Source organism: Mesorhizobium sp. BR1-1-2 (genome assembly GCF_020165435.1).
Taxonomy (GTDB): domain Bacteria; phylum Pseudomonadota; class Alphaproteobacteria; order Rhizobiales; family Rhizobiaceae; genus Mesorhizobium.
The window spans coordinates 417400-437951 of record NZ_JAIUID010000006.1 but is presented as its reverse complement, the minus strand read 5'-3'; the positions used below and the strand labels follow the sequence as shown (position 1 = coordinate 437951).

The 20552-nt window shown below is 63.3% G+C and carries 15 protein-coding genes; 6 read left to right on the top strand and 9 right to left on the bottom strand.

The window, feature by feature from the left end:
- Nucleotides 1-65: 65 nt before the first annotated feature.
- The 3 genes from LB551_RS17375 to LB551_RS17365 all read right to left on the bottom strand — a co-directional run bounded on the left by LB551_RS17375 (nucleotide 66) and on the right by LB551_RS17365 (nucleotide 6602).
- Nucleotides 66-3464: an SPOR domain-containing protein gene (locus LB551_RS17375; RefSeq protein WP_224659968.1), complete on the bottom strand. Its 3399-nt coding sequence runs from the start codon at nucleotides 3462-3464 to the stop codon at nucleotides 66-68.
- A gap of 103 nt (nucleotides 3465-3567) precedes the next feature.
- Nucleotides 3568-5325 carry an arginine--tRNA ligase gene (gene argS, locus LB551_RS17370; protein WP_140551454.1) on the bottom strand — a complete coding sequence of 586 codons (1758 nt, stop codon included), beginning with the start codon at nucleotides 5323-5325 and terminating at the stop codon, nucleotides 3568-3570.
- A 62-nt stretch (nucleotides 5326-5387) separates the two neighbouring features.
- Nucleotides 5388-6602, bottom strand: a complete 1215-nt coding sequence (locus LB551_RS17365) for a deoxyguanosinetriphosphate triphosphohydrolase (protein ID WP_224659967.1) — start codon at nucleotides 6600-6602, stop codon at nucleotides 5388-5390.
- An 85-nt stretch (nucleotides 6603-6687) separates the two neighbouring features.
- Here LB551_RS17365 and erpA point away from each other — a divergent pair, with 85 nt between their 5' ends.
- The 4 genes from erpA (at nucleotide 6688) to LB551_RS17345 (ending at nucleotide 8619) form a co-directional block, all read left to right on the top strand.
- Nucleotides 6688-7035 (top strand): iron-sulfur cluster insertion protein ErpA, encoded by a 348-nt coding sequence (gene erpA, locus LB551_RS17360; protein ID WP_140551452.1) that lies wholly within the window; start codon nucleotides 6688-6690, stop codon nucleotides 7033-7035.
- Between the two features lie 7 nt (nucleotides 7036-7042).
- The gene (locus LB551_RS17355; RefSeq protein ID WP_224659966.1) at nucleotides 7043-7435 is read left to right on the top strand and encodes a VOC family protein; all 393 of its coding nucleotides are present in this window, start codon (nucleotides 7043-7045) and stop codon (nucleotides 7433-7435) included.
- Between the two features lie 7 nt (nucleotides 7436-7442).
- Nucleotides 7443-8237, top strand: a complete 795-nt coding sequence (gene xth / locus LB551_RS17350) for an exodeoxyribonuclease III (protein ID WP_140495757.1) — start codon at nucleotides 7443-7445, stop codon at nucleotides 8235-8237.
- A 64-nt stretch (nucleotides 8238-8301) separates the two neighbouring features.
- Complete coding sequence (locus tag LB551_RS17345) at nucleotides 8302-8619, top strand: hypothetical protein (protein ID WP_318012737.1); 318 nt, start codon at nucleotides 8302-8304, stop codon at nucleotides 8617-8619.
- A gap of 57 nt (nucleotides 8620-8676) precedes the next feature.
- On the opposite strand, the gene LB551_RS17340 is transcribed toward LB551_RS17345, so the two are convergent.
- The 5 genes from LB551_RS17340 to LB551_RS17320 form a co-directional block, all read right to left on the bottom strand.
- Nucleotides 8677-9525, bottom strand: a complete 849-nt coding sequence (locus LB551_RS17340; protein WP_224625474.1) for a tetratricopeptide repeat protein — start codon at nucleotides 9523-9525, stop codon at nucleotides 8677-8679.
- A complete protein-coding gene (gene ilvD / locus LB551_RS17335; protein WP_140638959.1) occupies nucleotides 9512-11236 on the bottom strand; it encodes a dihydroxy-acid dehydratase in 1725 nt (574 codons plus the stop codon). The genes LB551_RS17340 and ilvD overlap by 14 nt, the downstream gene beginning before the upstream one ends.
- Before the next feature lie 305 nt (nucleotides 11237-11541).
- Nucleotides 11542-12762, bottom strand: coding sequence for an OmpP1/FadL family transporter (locus LB551_RS17330; RefSeq protein ID WP_140551447.1), 1221 nt, complete (start codon nucleotides 12760-12762; stop codon nucleotides 11542-11544).
- 361 nt (nucleotides 12763-13123) lie between these two features.
- A complete protein-coding gene (locus LB551_RS17325) occupies nucleotides 13124-15907 on the bottom strand; it encodes a valine--tRNA ligase (RefSeq protein ID WP_224659964.1) in 2784 nt (927 codons plus the stop codon).
- A 258-nt stretch (nucleotides 15908-16165) separates the two neighbouring features.
- Nucleotides 16166-16663, bottom strand: coding sequence for a MarR family winged helix-turn-helix transcriptional regulator (locus LB551_RS17320; RefSeq protein ID WP_224625470.1), 498 nt, complete (start codon nucleotides 16661-16663; stop codon nucleotides 16166-16168).
- Between the two features lie 44 nt (nucleotides 16664-16707).
- Here LB551_RS17320 and LB551_RS17315 point away from each other — a divergent pair, with 44 nt between their 5' ends.
- Nucleotides 16708-18228 (top strand): FAD-dependent oxidoreductase, encoded by a 1521-nt coding sequence (locus LB551_RS17315; protein WP_224659963.1) that lies wholly within the window; start codon nucleotides 16708-16710, stop codon nucleotides 18226-18228.
- The gene (locus LB551_RS17310) at nucleotides 18225-19478 is read left to right on the top strand and encodes an MFS transporter (protein WP_224659962.1); all 1254 of its coding nucleotides are present in this window, start codon (nucleotides 18225-18227) and stop codon (nucleotides 19476-19478) included. The genes LB551_RS17315 and LB551_RS17310 overlap by 4 nt, the downstream gene beginning before the upstream one ends.
- A 43-nt stretch (nucleotides 19479-19521) precedes the next feature.
- On the opposite strand, the gene LB551_RS17305 is transcribed toward LB551_RS17310, so the two are convergent.
- Nucleotides 19522-20355, bottom strand: a complete 834-nt coding sequence (locus LB551_RS17305) for a PopZ family protein (RefSeq protein WP_224659961.1) — start codon at nucleotides 20353-20355, stop codon at nucleotides 19522-19524.
- Nucleotides 20356-20552 lie beyond the last annotated feature (197 nt).

Genomic DNA, 20552 nt, shown 5'->3' with positions numbered 1-20552 from the left:
ACCGGCGCGGCGTTGATGCCGCGCCGGTTTTCGAACTGCTCTCCTCCAGCACGGGAGGTGAATAACTACCTCGACACGAAACAGTTGCCGCCGGCAGCCTTGTAGCTGGTGCACAGATTGATGGCATCGTTGCGCGACTGCGCAGGCACGCGGACGCGGTAGAAAGTCCCCTTGCCGGCGATCTCCGCCTTGACGATGTTGGCGGTGCGGCCGGAAAGCACGCCGCCGTAGCGGCGCTGCAGGTCCTGATAGGTCGACTGCGCGCTTTCGACCGTCGGCTGCGAGGCGATCTGCATCGACCACGAACCGCCGCCGGTCGAGGGCGCCGCCGGACTGATGGAGGCAACCTGATCGGGCTTGACCTCGCCGACCACGTCGACCGGCTGGTCGGACGGACGCTGCGGCGCGACCGGAACCTTGGCCGGCGTGTTGGCCGACTGGGCCTTGGCTTCCGTCTTGGGCTCGGCCACCGGTTTCAAGGCCGGCTCATCGTCCGCCTGTGCGGCGGCCGGCGCCACCGTGCCGGTCTGATCGGCATCGGCCTGAGCCGACGGCGCGACATGTTGCGGCGCCGGATCGACCGGCTCCACGGCAGCCACTTGCGGTGCGGCGGGCGCCGGATCCTCACGCGGCACCAGCGACCCGTCCGATTTGACCACCATGGTCCTGACCTTGCGCGGCGCCACGGCGACGACGTCGGGATTCGTTCCCTTGTCGGCATCCTGGAGAACCTGCGCGATGCGGTCCTCGGACTTGGCTGCGGGCGCGGCGTTGTCGGCTGGCGCCGCAACGGCGGTTGAAGCATTGCCGCTGTCGCCGTCCGTCACGGCGGCTGCGGTCTGGTCGGGCGAGAGATCGACGGCGCGAGCCGGATCTTTCGCCGCCACATCGACCGGCTCCTCGACATTGGTGACGAGCTTCTGCTGGACCGGCTCGGCGGGTCTGGCACCCTTGGCCACCGCGTCGTAGACCTTGTTGTCCTGGTTCGGCACCACCGCACCACCCGGGTTTTCCGGCTTGACCTTGATCGGTGCGTTGTCGGCCTTGACCAGGACCGGGGCGTCACTGCCGCCCTCGCCGCCCAGAGACAGCGCGAACGCGCCGAGACCACCGGCGACAACGACCGCACCGACAATGGCGGCGATGAACAGGCCGCGCCTGCGCGGTGACCCGCCGGCCTCGCGTTCGGCGAGACCAGGAACCGACATCGCCTCATCCAACTCGGGATCGTAGTCGAGCTCGTCGACCGCAAACTCGTCGGCTTGTGAACCCGGCTGGCTGCCGGGCAAGTCGTCGACGTCGAAGCCATTGGTGGCGTCGGCATAACCTGCCGGCGCTGTCGCGCGGGCAGACATTTCCGCCGGCCGTGCCGCGTAGGTGCGCGCCTCGGGCTGATAGCCCGGCTTGAGCCCCTCATAGCCCGGCTTGAGCCCCTCATAGCCCGGCTTGAGCGTCTCATAGCCCGGCTTGAGAGCCTCATAGCCCGGTTCAAAGGCATCGTATCCCGACTTGAAGCCGGGATTGTAGGAGTCGTCGGCATAGGACGCGCTGGCGTTTGCGGGAGCCGCGGCGACATCCACTGTATTCATCTCGGTCAGCAGATTGGAGAATTCGGCGTCGAGATCGTCGTAGCCGGGCGCGGCCGGCTCGTCCTCTTCGAAGTGCAATTCCGGAATGTCGAGATCATCCTGAAGCGCCACGACGCGCTCCGGCACATCGACGGTCTCGACGTCGGGCATCTCGTCATCGAAAGGGGACTGCTCGCGCTGCGCGGCGGCCGGCGCCGCATAAGCGGCAGGCTCAGCCGCACGATAGGTCGGGACCGCGGCAGCCGGCGCCGCGGCCATGGGGGCCGCCGAAGCCATCGGCTGGGCGGTAAAACTCGCCTGTTGCGGCTGCGGGACCGGCGTAACCCGGCTCCACGAGCGGGCCGGCTCGGGCGGCGTGGACTGCGTCGTCAGCCAATCGAGGGGATCGTCGCGGAAAGTTTCCGGCGCGGCGGGATCCGCGGCGACGCCTTCATCCAGGTCGATGCCTTCGGCCAGGTCGATGCTTGCGGCGAGTTCCGCTTCGAAATCATCGTCCTCAGAGGCAGTAGCATGCGCGCCGAGGTCCTGATCCTGAAGCTCATCGAGCATGAGATCGTCAAGATCGACGTCAGCGGTCGAGACCGCCTGATGCTGCTGCGCCGCCGCAGGTTCGTCCAGGTTCCAGTCGAGGTCACCGGCCGCCGATTCTTCGTCGGATTTCGCGGTCGCGGCGACAGGCTGCTGAACCGCGACCTCCTCCTTGGCCACCGGCGCCGGGCGTGCGCTCATAGCGCCCAACAGCGCGTTCAACTCGTCTTCAAGGCTACGCTCGTCGGCAGCGGCATGGACCGGTTCGGCCATAGCCGGGGCGGTCGGCTGAACGGTGGCAGCCTCAGGCTCGGCAGCCGGCTCGTCCGTCGCTTCGGCAAGCGCGTCGTTGAAGTCCTGCTCGAAAGCATCGTCGAGTGGCTCGTCGGCGGCCAGGTCTGCCGCCTCGCCTTCCGCATCCGTCGCCTTGGCGAACACGTCATCCATTTCGTGCGCATCGGCCGTCTCGGCGGTCACGTCGTGCGCGTCAAGCGCATCCGTCTCCGCAGCCACGGGCGCATCGGTCGCGACCGAGTGATCGGCAGCCAGATCGAAATCGATATCCGCCAAAGCGTCGTCGAAAGCCGTGGCGTCATCAAAGCGATCGCCAAAATCCTCTTCGGAAAACGCCTGGTTCGCGTTCAGCTCCGCCTCGACGGGAGGCTCGACCGGAGCCGCGGCCGCTTCAGGCTGCTGCTCCGCCACGTGACCATCGAGCATCAGTTCGTCTTCGCGCGAAAGAGCAAAGCCATCGTCGAATTCATGGTCGACGGCCGGCTCCGCGACAGGCTCCGCCACTTCGGCGGCCAGGGCGGGCTCGGCCGCATCGATCGCGTCATCAAGCCGGAAGTCCTGATCGAGCGATGCCGCAAGCTCGTCCGCCATGGGCAGATCGTCATCGAGCGGCGAAACGCCATCGAGGGAGCTGGCTACCGCATCGTCGAAATCCGTATCGAAAGCGGGATCGACAACTGGCGCGGCCTCGGCGACGACAGCTGCGTCATCGACCCCATGCGCATCGTCGAGCTGCATGTCGTCGAACGCCATGGCGAGTTCGTCATCCGTGCCGTCGGTAGCGGCGGCATCGAAGGCCGGCTCATCAACATCGGCGACGGTCGCTGCGTCGCCTTCGGCAAAGTCGAAGTCGCCCATCAATTCCTTTTCGAGATCGATGTCGAAATCGGCCTCCTGCGCCTGCTGATCAGCGGCGGCTTTCGGCTGGGCGGGCGCCTGGGGCCTGACCGGCTGGCGCGGGTCGAACCCCATGATCCTGGTCAGTTCCGCGAACGGATCATCGTTGGCGATGTCGTTGTTGTCGGCTATTCTCAGCTGGGTTCTGTCTGCCATTATTGTTCCCGAACTCGCACTCATTCGGACGCCATGGACGTCGCGCAGGGTTGGCCCTTACCAGCGCAATGTGGGCAAAAGGTGACAGGTTTTTTAGTCAAACCTAACGCATTTCGGTGGGCGCGGCGGCGCCGATCAGCGTCAGGCCGGACGTCAAGACATCCGAAACAGCCTGCACCAGCCCTAGTCTGGCATGCGTCAATTGTCGGTCGTTAACCTTAACAAAACGTAAGTCCGGATTATCGGTGCCGCGGTTCCAGTGCCCGTGGAAGCTTGAGGCCAGATCGTAGAGGTAGAATGCCAGCCGATGCGGCTCGAGCGCAAGTGCCGCCGACTCGATCAACCGTGGATATTCAGCGAGTTTCCTGATCAGGCCGATCTCGCCTTCGTCGGTCAGCAACGCCACGGCGGCCGCCAGGCTGTTGCGATCGAAATTCGCTTCGCCCAATTGCTCGCTCGCCTGCCGGAACACCGAATGGCAGCGCGCCGAAGCGTACTGCACATAGAACACCGGATTGTCCTTGGACTGCTCGGTCACCTTGGCGAAGTCGAAATCGAGCGGCGCATCGTTCTTACGATAGAGCATCATGAAGCGGATGGGGTCGCGTCCGACTTCCTCCACCACTTCGCGCAGCGTCACGAAATCGCCGGACCGCTTGGACATGCGCACCGGCTCGCCATCGCGAAACAGCTTTACCAGGTTGCACAGAAGAACCGTGAGCTTCACATCGTCGCCGGCGATCGCCCGCGCCAGCGCTTCCAGCCGCTTGACATAGCCGCCATGATCGGCGCCGAGCACATAGATCAGCTCGACGAAGCCGCGATCGACCTTGTCCTTGAGATAGGCGACGTCGGCGGCGAAATAGGTGAACGAACCATCCGACTTGACCAGCGCCCGGTCCATGTCGTCACCGACCGCCGTCGACCGGAACAGGGTCTGTTCGCGATCTTCCCAGTCGTCCGGCCTCTCGCCCTTGGGCGGCGGCAGCTTGCCTTTGTAGATATGGCCCTTCAGCGTCAGGTCGTTGATCGCCGAGCGGATCTTCCTGGCATTGTCGGCGTGCAGCGTGCGTTCGGAGAAGAACACGTCATGATGCACGTTGAGCAGCGCCAGATCCTCGCGGATCATCGCCATCATCGCGTCGATGGTGCGGTCCTTGACGATGGCGAGCGCCTCTTCGTCCGGCATCTGCAGCAAGGACCGGCCGAATTCCTTGGCCAGCGCCTGCCCGACCGGGACCAGATAGTCGCCGGGATAGAGCCCGGCCGGGATCTCGCCGATTTCGTCGCCAAGCGCTTCGCGATAACGCAGCATCACCGAGCGCCCGAGAACGTCGATCTGCGAGCCGGCGTCGTTGATGACATATTCCTTGGTCACGTCGAAGCCGGCAAAGGCCATCAGATTGGCAAGCGCATCGCCAACCACCGCGCCACGGCAATGGCCGACATGCATTGGTCCCGTCGGGTTGGCCGATACATATTCGACATTGGCCTTCCTGCCGCCGCCGATGCTGGAGCGGCCGTAATTGCGGCCCTCGCCTAGAAGCGTCGTGAGATGTGCCTGCCAAAAACCGTCCTTGAGCCGCAAATTGACGAAGCCAGGGCCCGCGACTTCGGCGGCCGCGACATCCTTGTCGTCCCGCAGCGCGAGCGCCAGGCGCTCAGCCAGCGCCCGCGGGTTCTGGCCGGTGGGCTTGGCCAGCACCATCGCCGCATTGGTAGCGAGGTCGCCATGGCTGGCATCGCGCGGCGGCTCGACGGCGATGCGCGACAGGTCGGGCGGAACACCGTCATTGTCTTTCAGATCAAGCGTTTCGACGGCTTTTATGATTCGCGCGGTGAAGTCGGCGAAGATGTTCATGGGTATGACTCTGGCGGCTTTGCAGGGAATCCGGCTTGTTGGCCGGCAAAATCGAGCCCGCCCTAGCTCAAATCCGGCGTACGGTCAAACAAACGCCGGTGTTCCTTCAGCGCGTAGGTGTCGGTCATCCCCGCCAGAAAGTCGGCCACGCTGCGCGCCTTGATGCGATCCTCGGCCCGGTCCAGCCCTTCGCGCCAGCCGTCCGGCATGGCGCGCGGGTCGGCGAAATAGACGTCGAACAGGTCCCTGACGATCCGCTCGGCATCGGCGCGCACGCGCATGACTTCCTTGTGCCGGTAGAGGTGCTTGTAGAGAAAGGCCTTCAGCTCTTTCTCGGCGACGGCCATTTCGGCGGAAAAGGTCACCATCGTCTCGCCCGCCGCCCTCACCGCATCGGCGCTCCGCGGCCCGGTGCGTTCCAGATTGGCGGTGGTCGACCTGATCACGTCCTCGACCATGGCAGTGATCTGGCGCCGCATCAGCTCGTGGCCGGTGCGCACCTCGTCGAGATTGGGATAGCGCGCGCGCACCCCCTCCAGGATCGTCCCCGGCAGCGAGACGGCCTTCAGCATGTCCAGCGTCAGCAGCCCCGCCCTCAAACCGTCGTCGATGTCGTGGGTGTTGTAGGCGATATCGTCGGCGATGGCAGCACACTGCGCCTCGATGCCGGCGAACCGGTCGAGTTCGAGGTCGTGCAGTTCCGAATAGTCGCGGATCGCCTGCGGCACCGGCCCCTTCAGGCCCTTGCCGTCTGCATCGGTCAGCGGACCATTGTGCTTGACCAGGCCTTCCAACGTTTCCCAGGTCAGGTTCAGTCCGTCAAACTCGGCATAGCGCGCTTCCAGCCTTGTCACGATGCGCAGCGATTGCGCGTTGTGGTCGAAGCCGCCCCAATCAGCCATCTTCTCGTTGAGGGCGTCCTCGCCGGTGTGGCCGAAAGGCGTGTGGCCGAAGTCATGGACCAGCGCCACCGCTTCAGCCAGATCCTCGTCGCCGCGCAGCGCCCGCGCCAGGGCGCGTGCGATCTGCGCCACCTCGATCGAATGGGTCAGCCGGGTGCGATAATGATCGCCTTCATGGGCGATGAAGACCTGCGTCTTGTGCTTCAGCCGCCGGAACGCGGTGGAATGGATGATGCGGTCGCGGTCGCGCTGGAAGGGCGTGCGGGTCGGGCTTTCGACCTCTTCGAACAGACGCCCGCGCGAGCGCGCCGGATCGCTGGCGTAGGCCGCGCGGGGCCTATACCCGAATCCGATGTCGCCCAACTCGTTGGTCATGGTCGATGCCGCCTGACTTTGGCCGGTTGACTTGGCCCTTCGCGCTTCATACCTATCATCTGAAACCGAAAGCAAGGTGACGCCCATGGGCGCGGATGCCAAGACTGCCATGAAAGTCGAGATGACCGATGCCGCCGCCAGGCGGATCGCCAAGATTGTGTCGGGCGAGGCCGGCAAGACGGCGTTGCGCGTTTCCGTCGAAGGCGGCGGCTGCTCCGGTTTTTCCTACAAGTTCGATCTGGTCGATGCGCGCAACGACGACGATGTCGCCATCGAGAAGGACGGCGCCACGGTTCTGATCGATGATCTGTCGCTGGTCTATATGGGCGGGTCGGTGATCGATTTCGTCGACGACCTGATGGGCCAGTCGTTCCAGATCCGCAACCCGAATGCGGTCGCCTCCTGCGGCTGCGGCACAAGCTTCTCCATTTAGGAACAACATGCCTGCCATTGGCGCGGTCCGTCAGGTCGCACTCTCGGCCGGGCGAGACCTCGACGCGACCCTGGCCTTCTGGCGCGACGTGCTGGGGATGAGCGTGCATGCGCGTTACGATCCGCCGGGCATCGCCTTCATCATGGCCGGCAGCGTGCGGCTGCTGTTCACCGACGGCATTCCGGCCGGAACCGTCTATCTCGACATATCCGGTCTCGAGGATTTCCACGCCGGCGCGAAAGCTGCGGGCGTTCCCTTCACCGCGGCTCCCACGCTTGTTCATCGCGACGCCGAGGGCCAGTTCGGCCGGGCGGGGGAAAGCGAGTGGATGGCCTTTCTAAAGGATCCCGCAGGCAATACGATCGGTCTCGTCGAACGTCTTGCCCCGGAAGAACATTGAGGCCGCCATGAAGATCGTCACCTGGAACATCAACGGCATTCGCGCCCGCATCGGCAACCTCACCCATTGGCTGACCGAAAGCGCCCCCGACATCGTCTGCCTGCAGGAGATCAAGACGGTCGACGAGCAGTTCCCGCGTGCCGAGATCGAGGCGCTTGGCTACAATGTGGAAACCCACGGCCAGAAGGGGTTCAACGGCGTCGCCCTGCTGTCGAAACTGCGCTTCGACGAGGTCATCAGAGGCTTGCCCGGCGATGACGCCGACGAGCATGCGCGCTTCATCGAAGGCGTGTTCTCGACCGACAAGGGCGCGCTGCGTGTCGCCTCGCTCTATCTGCCGAACGGCAATCCGATCGATGACGAGAGGAAATTCTCCTATAAGCTGTCCTGGATGGCGCGGCTGGAGCGCTGGGCCGAGGAGCGGCTGAGGCTGGAGGAAGCCCTGGTGCTGGCCGGTGACTACAATGTCATTCCCGAACCTGTCGACGCGAAATTCCCGGAGAACTGGCTGAATGACGCGCTGTTCCAGCCGCAGACGCGGCAGGCGTTCCGCAGGCTGAAGAATCTCGGCTTCACCGAAGCGGTGCGTTCGGTCACCGATGCGGGTGACACCTTCACCTTCTGGGACTACCAGGCCGGCGCCTGGCAGAAAAACAACGGCATCCGCATCGACCACCTGCTGCTGTCGCCCGAGGCCGCCAACCGGTTTTCATCGGCCTCGATCGAAAAGCATGTGCGCGCCTGGGAAAAACCGTCCGACCACGTGCCGGTGGCCATCGATCTCGATTTGCTGCCGGCCTGACGGAGACCCCGAGCCCGCGCTGGACCTCCTATCGCCACAATCAGGCGCATGATGGAAGATCATCATGGCGGCTGGGGTTCCCATGACCATACGACTTGTCCTTTGTCCGATCGGCCTGGCATTCGCCATGGCCGCTCCCGCGGCGGCTTTCGCCGCTGAGGAATGTCTCGCCAATGGAAAATCCTACCCGGTCGGCCAGGTCGCCTGCCTGACGGTCGCCGACAAGAGCCATCTCGCCCGCTGCGAAATGGTGCTCAACAACACCTCATGGACGAAGGTCGGGGATAGCTGCCCGCAAGACATGTTGGCACCCCACCCGCCGATGACGCCGATCTCGGCGCCCGCTCCCAGCATGGTGCCGACGGAGCCGACCGAGAATTGAGTTTGCGGTGGCTAATCTCCCCCCTTGTAGGGAGATCGGCAGTTCGGCCGTCGCTCCTTACTGCTCAGCGTTGGTGCCCTTGGTCAGGATGTCGTCAGCGAGCGAGATCGCCGTGCGGCGGTCGGCTTCGCCGGCGGCGGCAAAGGCCTCTTCCTGCATGCCGCGGATCCAGGGCTGGTCGGCGGGCGCCGCACGTTCGAGTGCTGCCGTCATCATCGCCAGGCCGCGCACGATTTTGCCGCTCTGGAACAGGAGATGGCCGAGCGTCGCCTGCGCGCCGGCATGGCCTTTTTCGGCGGCGAGCTGGAACCAGCGCCCGGCCTGCTTGACGCTGGCCTTCACGCCGCCCTCGCCCTTCAGGAACATCTGCCCCATCTCGAACTGGGCATTCGGGTTGCGGTAGTTGGCGGCGGCGCGCATGTAATATTCCTGGGCCGCCACTTCGTTCTCGGTCACCGGGCTGCCGGGAATGCCTTTGCGCAGGTAGTCGCCCAGCGCCACCAGCGCGTCGGAAACGTAGCTTTCTTCCGGTGAGCCGGGCTCGACGTCCTGATCGACGATCTCCGAGAAGAACTTGAACGCCTCGTAATCGTCGCGCGCCACGCCGTCGCCCTCGGCATACATGCGGGCAAGCTTCCAGGTGGCGCCGATCTGGCCGTTTTCGGCGGCGTATTTATAGGCCTCGGCGGCCTGTTCCTTGTGGCCGTTCTTGTAGGCGGAGAAACCGAACTGGAACACCGCCCAGGGGCTCGACTGCGGCTTCACGCCGGTCTTGTCGTCGAACACCTTGTCGTCGAAGGCCATGGCCTGGCCGACGGCGCCGAAGATCGCCAACGCGACCAGTGCCGGAAGGACAGACGACCTCAACAACTCTGGCGTTGACTTCAACAACTCAGATGTCCGCATAGCAGTGTGTTTCTTTCGCACCGCCCGGATGGGTGACCGCGCCGTCGCGGGCGGAACCTACCGTCTGTGCGTATTTCCATATCGCGCCCGACTGATAGTCGGTCGTGCGCGCCTTCCAACTCTTTGCCCTCGCAGCCAGTTCCCTATCGGACAACGCCACATCGATCGTGCCGTTCACGGCGTCTATAGAGATCACATCGCCGTCCCGGATGAGGCCGATCGGACCGCCAACGGCTGCCTCCGGCCCGACATGGCCGATGCAGAAGCCGCGCGTCGCGCCCGAGAAACGGCCGTCTGTGATCAGCGCCACCTTGCCACCCATACCCTGGCCGTAGAGTGCCGCCGTCGTCGACAGCATCTCGCGCATGCCAGGTCCGCCGCGCGGCCCTTCGTAGCGGATGACGAGAACTTCGCCTTCCCGGTAGTTGCGATGCGTCACCGCTTCGAAACATTCTTCTTCCGAATCGAAACAGCGCGCCGGGCCGGAGAATTTCAACTCCGTCATGCCCGCGACCTTCACAATCGCGCCTTCGGGGGCAAGGTTTCCCTTCAAGCCCACGACACCGCCGGTTTGGGTAATAGGTCTGTCGGCCGGGCGGACCACATCCTGGTGTTCATTCCAGGCAACATGCTCCATATTTTCGGCCAAAGTGCGGCCAGTGACCGTCAGGCAGTCGCCATGCAGGTAGCCGTGGTCGAGCAGCGTCTTCATCAACAACGGGATGCCGCCGGCCTCGAACATGTCCTTGGCGACATATTTGCCGCCGGGCTTGAGGTCCGCGATGTATGGCGTCTTCTCGAAAATCCGGGCGACGTCGAACAGGTCGAACTTGATGCCGGCCTCATGCGCTATGGCCGGCAAATGCAGCGCCGCATTGGTCGAGCCGCCAGTGGCCGAAACCACCGTTGCCGCGTTCTCCAGTGCTTTCAGCGTGACGATGTCGCGCGGCCGGATATTCCTGGCGATCAGTTCCATGATCTTTTCGCCGGAGGCGAAGTTGAAACGATCGCGCATTTCATAGGGCGCCGGCGCGCCGCAGGAATAGGGCAGTGCCAGGCCGATCGCCTCGGCCACGGTCGCCATTGTGTTGGCGGTGAACTGGGCGCCGCAGGAGCCGGCCGACGGACAGGCGGCCTGCTCGATTTCAAGCAGTTCGGCATCGCCGATCGTGCCGACCGAGTGCTGGCCCACCGCCTCGAACACATCCTGCACGGTGATCTGGCGGCCGCGATAGCTGCCGGGCAGAATCGAGCCGCCATAGATGAAGATCGACGGCACGTTGAGCCGCACCATGGCCATCATCATGCCGGGCAGCGACTTGTCGCAGCCGGCGAGCCCGACCAGCGCGTCGTAGCAATGGCCGCGCATGGTGAGCTCGACCGAATCGGCGATGACTTCGCGCGACACGAGCGAAGACTTCATGCCCTGGTGGCCCATGGCGATGCCGTCGGTGACGGTGATGGTGCAGAATTCACGCGGCGTGCCGTTGGCGGCCGCGACGCCCTTCTTGACTACTTGCGCCTGGCGCATCAGCGAAATGTTGCAGGGCGCCGCTTCATTCCAGCAGGAGGCGACGCCGACCAGCGGCTGTGCGATCTCGGCCGCCGACAGGCCCATGGCATAGAGATAGGAACGATGCGGCGCACGCGCCGGACCGACGGTCACATAGCGGCTGGGGAGCTTGGCCTTGGAGATGACTTTGGCGTCCATACTCTTCCTTGCCCCACATCTTCCTCGCAAGGGGGCGGTGCGGCCTGCCTCATCGCCGAGCCTTTTGGCGCGTGTCCCGAGACAAGATCGAGGTGCGCCGGGTTTATGGCGGGAAATGGGCAATTTCCTCGGCCTGACTTCTAGCGCAGGGGTTGTTCAGAAAGTGTTGCCAAAACATCACATCGACACGAGGCGGAGCCGGTGCGGTTTATCTGCAACGCAGTCCTGGGGCCGACAGGCTCGGCCACAGCCCGCAACGAAAAAGGCCGGGCATTGCCCGGCCTTTCATTCGATCTTACAGAGACTTAGAACTTGATCTTCACACCACCAGAGATCGCCGTGATCAGATCATTCCCGAAATCGTAGCTGGCATCCTCGCCTGCAACATAGCCGTTCTCACCAGCCAATGTCCCCGAATGGCCGCTGGTCAAAACGCCGACAGCTCCAGCGAGCCGCACTTCGATGTTGGGCTGCGGCGTATAGGCGACGCCGCCGCCCAGGGTCCACGTATCGGTCTGCGCACCATAGCCATGCGAGGTGCCACGATCCCAAGTCAATTGACCGGCGGCACTCCATTGATCATTGAACTTGTGGCCGATACCACCTGAAACGGTCCAGCCGTCACGATACATCAGGTCGAGCGACGTCACTTGACCCGGACCGTTCGTGAAGCAAGCCGCCCCAGGCGCAATTGTTGGGCAGATCGGAACGCTTTGCAGCACGCTCCAGTTGACCCACTTGATTGAACCGAAGGCCAGCCAGCCAGGCGCAATACCGGACTGCAGTTTCAGTTCCAGCGAATCCGGCATCGACTCCTCTGCGCCATAGATCGGCCGAGAACCTCCAAGAATAGCCGGTAAGGTGAGTGTGCCCGAAATGTTGTCAAGCTTGACCTTCGAATTGTAGACCAAGCTGGCGCGGAGCGCGATGTCAGGGATTTCGTAGGCAACGCCGGCGCGCCAGCCCCAACCGCTAGCCTCCAGATCGACACGACCCGTCAATACGGGAGCAAGATTGACCAAGCTTTCCTTGAAGCCCGAGATATCCTGGTAAAACAACCCGCCGATAAAGCGGAGCTGGCCCTTGCCTGCATCAAACTTGTAGGAACAGGTGCCGGCGTAGTTGTTGCTCTTGATATCGGTCTCGATGTTAGAGAGCGCGCCGTTCCACATACCAGGCGCTGTATGCGCACCCCAAGGCTGCGAATAATCGACCATGCAGTCGACGCCCTGCACAATCTGGGCCTTCATTCCTATGCGTGGTACCCAATAACCCTCGGCTCCGTCGGCCGAGGTGCCCAGGCCGAGATTGGCTCCGCCGGGACCACGCGCATTCTCGTACTTGCGATCCGGCATCACGTAGGTCGCTTCCGCGTCCGTCGTGAACGGAGCCGGATCGAACAGGAGGTCGATATCGTAGCCGCCGCGCTCCAGGCCGCCGGCATGTGCCGAGCTCATTGCCGTCCCCAGCAAAGCCAGCGAAAAGCACCCTGCCCCCAGCAGTGCTTTCAGACGCAGATTGTTCATGGATGTCCTCCCCGAATAGTCAGTGCATCCAGCTAGAACCAATTCAGGTTAACGGTGCAACAACGAATTCTCGGGGCGTACATGTACATGTCCACCGGACGCATCCCGGACAAAATGCAGACCAGCGCAGCAAGGCAAAAAAACGGTCCGCCGGCGGGCGTCGCACTCAAAAAAGCAGGAGAAAATCGGCCAAAAGGGCCAAAAATAAGTAGTTTTGAGCAGTCAGACGCCCCATTGTTACATTATGGCAACAATGGGGCGAAAACTTCCGTTTACGTCAACATTAACGCTACGGAATGCCGGTTTTCGAGGCAAAAAGCCACCCCATTTTAGAGGGTCCTAAAGCCTCCCGAATCTGCCTTCAACCCGCTTCGCGAACCCTGGCCAACGCAACCGAAAGCTTGCCCTGCGCCTCGCGGTACTCGGCCAGCTTTTCACGCTCGGCTTCCACGATCTCGGCCGGCGCGCTCGCGACGAATCTTTCGTTGGACAGCTTCTTGTGCAGGCGTGCGATCTCCTCGGTCACCTTGGCCAGTTCTTTCTGCAAGCGCGCGGCCTCGGCGGCGAGATCGATCAGGCTGCCGAGCGGCAGGCAGACCGTTGCCTCGTTGAGCACGATCTGCGCCGAGCCCTTGGGTGCGGCGTCAACCTGCGAGATGTCGCCGACGCGTGCCAGCCGCTTGATCGCGGCGGCGTGGCGCTCCAGCCGTTCGCGGGTAAGCGTGTTGGCTCCGATCACCATCAGCGGCGCGATGGCTGCCGGCGGCACGTTCATTTCCGAACGCACGGAACGAATGCCGGACACGAGATCAACCAGCCAGTTGATGTCGGCGGCCGCTTCAGCGTCCTCGAAATCCGGCGACGGCCATGCGGCGTGGCAAAGCAGCGAAGCGCGCTCCTTGCCCTCACCCGCGGTCTGCGCCCAAAGTTCCTCGGTCATGAACGGCATCATCGGATGCAGGAGCTTGTAGATCTCGTCGAGCACGAAGGCGACGCAGGCGCGGCTTTCGGCCTTGGCCGCCTCGTCCGTGCCCATGAACACCGGCTTCAGCAGCTCCAGATACCAGTCGCAGAACAGGTTCCAGACGAAGCGGTAGGCCGCCCCGGCCGCCTCGTTGAAGCGGTATGAGGTGATGCCGTCCGTGACCTCTCGCGCGGCGCGTGTCAGCTCGGTCAGGATCCAGCGGTTGACCGCCAGCTTGGCGTCGTTCAGCCAGAAATCGTCGTTGCGCGCGACTTCGTTCATTTCGGCGAAGCGCGTCGCGTTCCACAGCTTGGTGCCGAAATTGCGGTAGCCGGCGATGCGGGCGGGATCGAGCTTCACATCACGTCCCTGCGCCGCCATCACCGTCAGCGTGAAGCGCAGCGCGTCGGCGCCATATTCGTCGATGAGGTCGAGCGGGTCGACGACGTTGCCTTTCGACTTCGACATCTTCTGCCCGTTCTTGTCACGCACCAGCGCGTGCATGTAGACGGTGTGGAACGGCTCCTCGTCCATGAAGTGCAGGCCCATCATCATCATGCGGGCGATCCAGAAGAAGATCAGGTCGAAGCCGGTCACCAGCACGTCGGTCTGGTAGTAGGTCTTCAGTTCCGGCGTCTCATCCGGCCAGCCCAGCGTCGAGAACGGCCACAGCGCCGACGAAAACCAGGTGTCGAGCACGTCCTCGTCGCGGCTCAGGATTTCGCCTGGCTGGAAATTCTCAAGCTTGTCCTCGACCCAGGCCTTCCAGGGTCCTTCGAGCGCCAGATAATATTCGATCGCGGCACTCAGCGCTTCTTCCTCGGTCTTCTCGACGAAGACGCGCCCGTCCGGCCCATACCATGCCGGAATCTGGTGACCCCACCAAAGCTGGCGCGAGATGCACCAGGGTTCAATGTTCTCCATCCACTGGAAGTAAGTCTTTTCCCAATTCGCGGGTATGATCTTGGTGCGCCCCTCTCGCACCGAGGCGATGGCCGGCTTGGCGAGTTCCGCCGCGTTGGCATACCACTGCTCGGTCAGGAACGGCTCGATCGGCACGCCGCCGCGATCGCCATGCGGCACGGCGTGGCGATGCGGTTCCACCTTGTCGAGGAAGCCGCCTTCTTCCATCAGTTCGACGATCTTCTTGCGCGCGACAAAGCGGTCGAGGCCGTTGAGTTCGTCCCAGACCGCCTGGCGCTCCGGCGTCACCTCGAGGCCGGAGAGGAAATCCTCATTGTCCCTGAGGTTTAGCGCCGCCTCGACGGTGAGGATATTGATCGCCGGCAACTTGTGGCGCTTGCCGACCTCGAAATCGTTGAAGTCGTGCGCCGGCGTGATCTTGACCGCGCCAGAGCCCTTCTCCGGATCGGAATACTCATCCGCCACCACGGGAATCTTGCGGCCGACGATCGGCAGGACGACGTTCTTGCCGACAAGGTGCCGGAAACGCTCGTCCTCCGGATGCACGGCGACGGCCGTGTCGCCCAGCATCGTTTCCGGACGCGTGGTCGCAACCGTGATGAAGGTCTTCGGGTTTTCCGGATCGAAGGCCACGCCTTCAACGGGGTAGCGGAAGTGCCAGAGATTGCCGTTGACCTCCTGCTGTTCGACCTCGAGATCGGAAATCGCCGTGAGCAGCTTGGGATCCCAGTTCACAAGGCGCTTGTCCTTGTAGATCAGGCCTTCCTTGTAGAGCGTGACGAACACTTCGAGCACGGCCTTGGACAGGCCCTCATCCATGGTGAAGCGTTCGCGCGACCAGTCGGCCGAGGCGCCGAGCCGCTTCAGCTGGTTGAGGATCGCGCCGCCGGATTCGGCTTTCCACTCCCATACTTTCTCGATGAACTGTTCGCGGGTGAGGTCGCGGCGATGGATCTGCTTTTCCATCAACTGCCGCTCGACCACCATCTGCGTGGCGATGCCGGCATGGTCCATGCCCGGCTGCCACAGCACGTTCTTGCCGCGCATGCGCTCGAAGCGAACGAGAATGTCCTGCAACGTGTTGTTGAGCGCATGGCCCATATGCAGCGAGCCGGTGACGTTGGGCGGCGGGATGACGATGGTGAAGGCCTCAGCCCCCTCCTCGGCGCCGGCGCCGGCGCGAAACGCGTCGGCCTCTTCCCACACCTTGGCAATCTTCGGTTCGACGGTTTTGGCGTCGTAGGTCTTTTCGAGCATGGGAAAACGGTCCGCGCTGTCGGATTTTGCTGGTCCGGTGTAAATCGGAAGGCTTTGATCGAGTCAACCGTGGGGGCCGCCTCGGCAACCGGCACAACAGAAAGAGGATCACCGTTCAGATAGCGTCTGTCCCGTATGCGACAATCCCTGGTGGCGTCGGCACTGTCACCGGCTCCAGCCGGAGAGGCATTGCACGCCGACGCCGCCCAATCCCAAATGCCAGCTCGCGTCGTGCGAAACGAGGAATAGCGCGACGTCTCAGGGCGCGCTGGAGTCCTCCGGCTTTTCTTTCATAGCGTCGGCGAACTTGCGCATAAGCCGCACGAGTTCGTCGATGTCGTGTGCGTCCCAGCTTTCGAAAATGGCGCGAGCGTTTCTCTCTCGTGCAGCGTCGATCTTGTCGGTCATCGCCTTGCCCTTTGGCGTGACGACGGCCTCGTTCACGCGGCGGTCTGTCTCGCTCTGCCGGCGCACGGCCAGGCCAAGGCTTTCGAGCTTTGCCACCTGACGGCTGACAGTGGTGTAATCGCGGCCAGCTCGGTCGGCGAGGTCCACTATCCCGATCGGCCCAAGCCGCTCTATCCCGACCAGCAGAGGAAACAATGCGCGGTCGAGCGCAATTCCAGCCTCCTTTACCATCTGCTCATCGCGCTGAGGCCGGTTCATAAGGCTGGCAATCTCGATCAGCGCTCCGTGGAGCTCGCGAATCTGATGACTTCCAATATGTGTATTTTTCACATTTTTCATTGACGGCACTCCGACTCTCCTATTATGTGCATTTTACACACAAGGAGATCGACATGACAAACGGATTTGTGGCAGATGTGCTCATCTGCGGCGCGGGAGCGGCTGGCCTGACGCTGGGGATCGAGCTTGCACGGCGCGGTATATCTTTCCAGCTCATTGAGAAGATGAGCGAACCTTTCCGTGGCTCGCGCGGCAAGGGCATCCAGCCGAGGACACAGGAGATTTTCGAAGACCTCGGCATTCTCGACAGGGTCGTTGCCGCAGGCGGCGTCTATCCGCCGATGCGCGTGTATGGCGATGACGGCAGCTATATCGAAAAGGACACCGGCGAGCGCCCCGATCCGACGCCGGCAGAGCCTTACGCTATCGCGCTGATGATTCCGCAATTCCTCACCGAGCGGATCATGCGAGAGCGGCTGGCAGAACTAGGCCATAGGGTCGAGTACGGATGTGAGTTGGTTGGGTTCGAGCAAGGCGAAAACGGTGTCATGGCACGTCTTGCGGGGCCGAATGGCGAGCAAACCGTTCGCGCACGCTATCTTGTCGGAGCGGACGGCGGACGCAGCTTCGTGCGCGGCACGCTCGGCTTGAATTTCCCCGGCAAGACGCTGGGCGTGCGTGCGGTCGTGGCGGATGTGCTGTTGACCGGGCTGGACCGCGATGCGTGGCACCAGTTCAACGACGGTGACATGGAGCGAATGGTCGCGATTTGCCCGCTCGCCGGAACCGATCTCTTCCAGATTCAGGCCCCCATCCCGCTGGACGGCGAAGTGGACCTCTCGGCAGAACAACTGGGGCGCTTGATTAGTGAGCGGACAGGCCGCGCCGACGTGCAGGTGGATTCGGTCGCCTGGGCGTCGGCCTACCTGATGAACGCCCGGCTTGCCGATCGCTACCGGGTCGATCGGGTATTCCTCGTCGGCGATGCGGCTCATATCCATCCGCCAACCGGCGGCCAAGGCCTGAACACCAGCGTGCAGGATGCCTATAACCTGGGCTGGAAACTCGCCGCCGTGCTCGGCGGCGCGGATGATTGCCTGCTCGACACCTATGAGCAGGAACGGCGTCCGGTCGCGGAATCGGTTCTCGGCCTTTCGACGCGGCTGCTCGACGCCCAGAAACAGGGTGGAATGCACCGCGGCCGCGAGGTGCGCCAGCTCGATATCGGCTATCCGGACTCGTCGCTCTCCAGGGAACTGGCCGAACGCAGCAGCGGCCCGCGTGCCGGGGACCGCGCGCCGGATGCCCAAATCAGGGGCGCGGCGGGCCAACCATGGCGACTGTTCCAACTGCTCAAAGGGCCGCATTGGACGCTGCTTGTTCATCGAGCCGGGAGAGAGACGGTTGCGCCACGCCAGGGGCTGCATGTCCACTACATCGGCCCGCAAGGCGATGTCATCGATGCCTGGGGACACCTTCGCAATGCTTATGCACTAGCACCGGGCGACTCTGTGCTGATCCGGCCGGACGGGTATGTCGGTGCGATCGCGATTCTTGGCGCGGACCGGACCGCGGAGCTCGAAATCTATTTGGGCCGCATGGGCGTAGTCCAACCCGAAGAAGAACCGAAATGAGCGTCGAGATGTGTTCGAAGAACGAAGTTGGCGCGCCGGACAGGCTCGACTGGCGGTTGATGCTGCCTTTATTCGCTGTCGTCACCCTCTATGCCGCCGGGATCGGTGCGGTTCTACCCGTCCTGCCTTTCTATTTGCGTGAGATGGGGGCGAGCCCTTTCGTCTTCGGCCTCGTCCTTTCCACCGAGGCGCTGAGCCAGTCCGCTGCATCGCCTTTGCTCGGCCAGCTTTCCGACCGTTTCGGACGCAAGCGGGTTCTTCTGGCTAGCCAGATGGTGGCAGTCGTCAGCCTGCTGCTGCTCGCCCAGGCGCAGAGTATCCTGGCCGTCCTGCTTGCTCGCTTCCTGTTCGGTTTCACCGCCGGCAACTTCTCGGCTGCGGCGGCCTATGCAGCAGACAATAGTTCGGCGATGACCCGACGCCAGGCGATCGGCGTCGTAAACGCCGGTCTCGGTCTCGGAGGAACCATCGGTGCAGGTTTTTCAAGCATTCTGTCGGAGATATCGCTGACCACCCCGATCTATATGGCACTGGCCTTGTCGGCTTCCGGTGTTGTCGTGACGACCTTCGGCCTGAACGGCGGCAAGGTGATGGGACAGGGCGCGGACGGGGCCGATCGAGAGAAAGTCTCATTACGGGCGGTAACCAGTTCTCCGGTGATCCGGGTGCTCATGGTGGTGATGTTATGCCATTTCCTCGCCTATGGAATGTACACCTCGCAGCTTCCGATCTTTCTTGCCGACAGGTTCGTCTGGAACGGCCACGCTCTCGGACCACGCGAGTTCAGCTACATCATCGCGGCAGACGGTGTGATCAACATCCTCGTTCAGCTCTTCCTGCTCAGATGGCTCGGTCGGTTTTTCTCAGAGCGTCGACTGATCATCCTGATCTTCGCCCTCATTTGCACAGGTTTCGTCAGCGCCGGGATGGCGGGCACAATTCCCGTGCTCGCCTTCGCCGTGCTCTGCATCAGTACGGGCGACGCTCTTGCCAAACCCACCTATCTCGCGGCGCTGTCAGTCCATGTCTCGTCCGAGCGACAAGGGGTCGCCATTGGAACGGGTCAAGCCCTGGTCGCGGTAACCGATATCGCTTCACCGGTTTTGGCGGGCTTTATCCTTGGATTGGGCCTATATGAAGCCTGGAGCGGCGTGGTCGTGGCAATCGCAATCGTCGGAGCTATCATTGCAGCCACCCGCCTTCCTCGCCATGCCGACCCCGAGATTGCCGTGCCTGCGCCGCCAGGGTGAATGCGCAACGGTGTCCAACTAGCTGCCTAAGGCTTCCGGGAAATCATTGTCCTCCGCGCGCCACGCGCTCGATCTCCTCCCGCACCAAACGCTCGACCAGCGTCGGCAGGTTGTTGTCCAGCCAGTCCTGCAGCATCGGCCGCAGCATCTCCTCGGCCATCTCGTCGAACGTCTTCTTGCTGCGGCTGGCAAAGGCGTCGGAGAGTTCGCCAAAGGCCGCGGCGACCTGCCGGCCCGTATGCTCGGAAAGGATTGCCGGACGGGTTGCTGGCGTTTCATCCGCCGCCTTGCGCGCCTCATCGGTGCTGGCCGGGGCGGCGATCGAAGGGGCCCGCTCGAACGCCGGCTCAGGCATCGGCTCGTTCACCGGCGCTTCGGGTTGGGCAACCGGTTTGCGAATGCCTGGTATCGCCTTCGCCTGCTCGCCGACCGCCGCGATCTCGCGGCGCCAATCGGCGACGATGGCATCGCTTGCCGCGCCGGCCTCGGGCGCCGCGGGCCTGTCGGTTCTTTCGGCGGGAAGCGGCTCGGCGGCGATCCGGGCGCTCACCTCGGCAAGCGTCATCGACGCCCTTGGCGCCACGGGATCGGTTCGCTCCGGCGCTTCCATGCGCGCGACCGTCGGTTCGGCCGCCGACGTCTGTGCCTGCACCTCGGCCAACGTGACCGGCTTCCTGACCTCGGGAGCGGCATGCAATTCGGCGCGGAACGCATCGACGTCGGGAGCGGCACCCGCCGCCGGCTTCAGATCCTGCCGCAAGTCATCGGCATCGTCCGGCTGCTTGCGGCCGCTGTCGCTGTCCTCGATGATCCTCCTGATGGAAGCCAGTATCTCTTCCATGGAAGGTTCGCGCTGTGCGCTGCTTGCCGTTGCCATCGTCACATCCGCCGCCCTTGTGACCTGTTGCAGATTTCCGCTCCGGAAAAAGCCGGATTCGAATCATGGCGACAGCGTAACCGACGGATCGCCGTACGAGAATCCCCATTCTGGGGACATGTGGGATTTCAACAGATTAGCGCAATTCGTCGAAAAGCATGTGACGGCTTGCCGGCGCAGTTGCGCAAACAATGAAG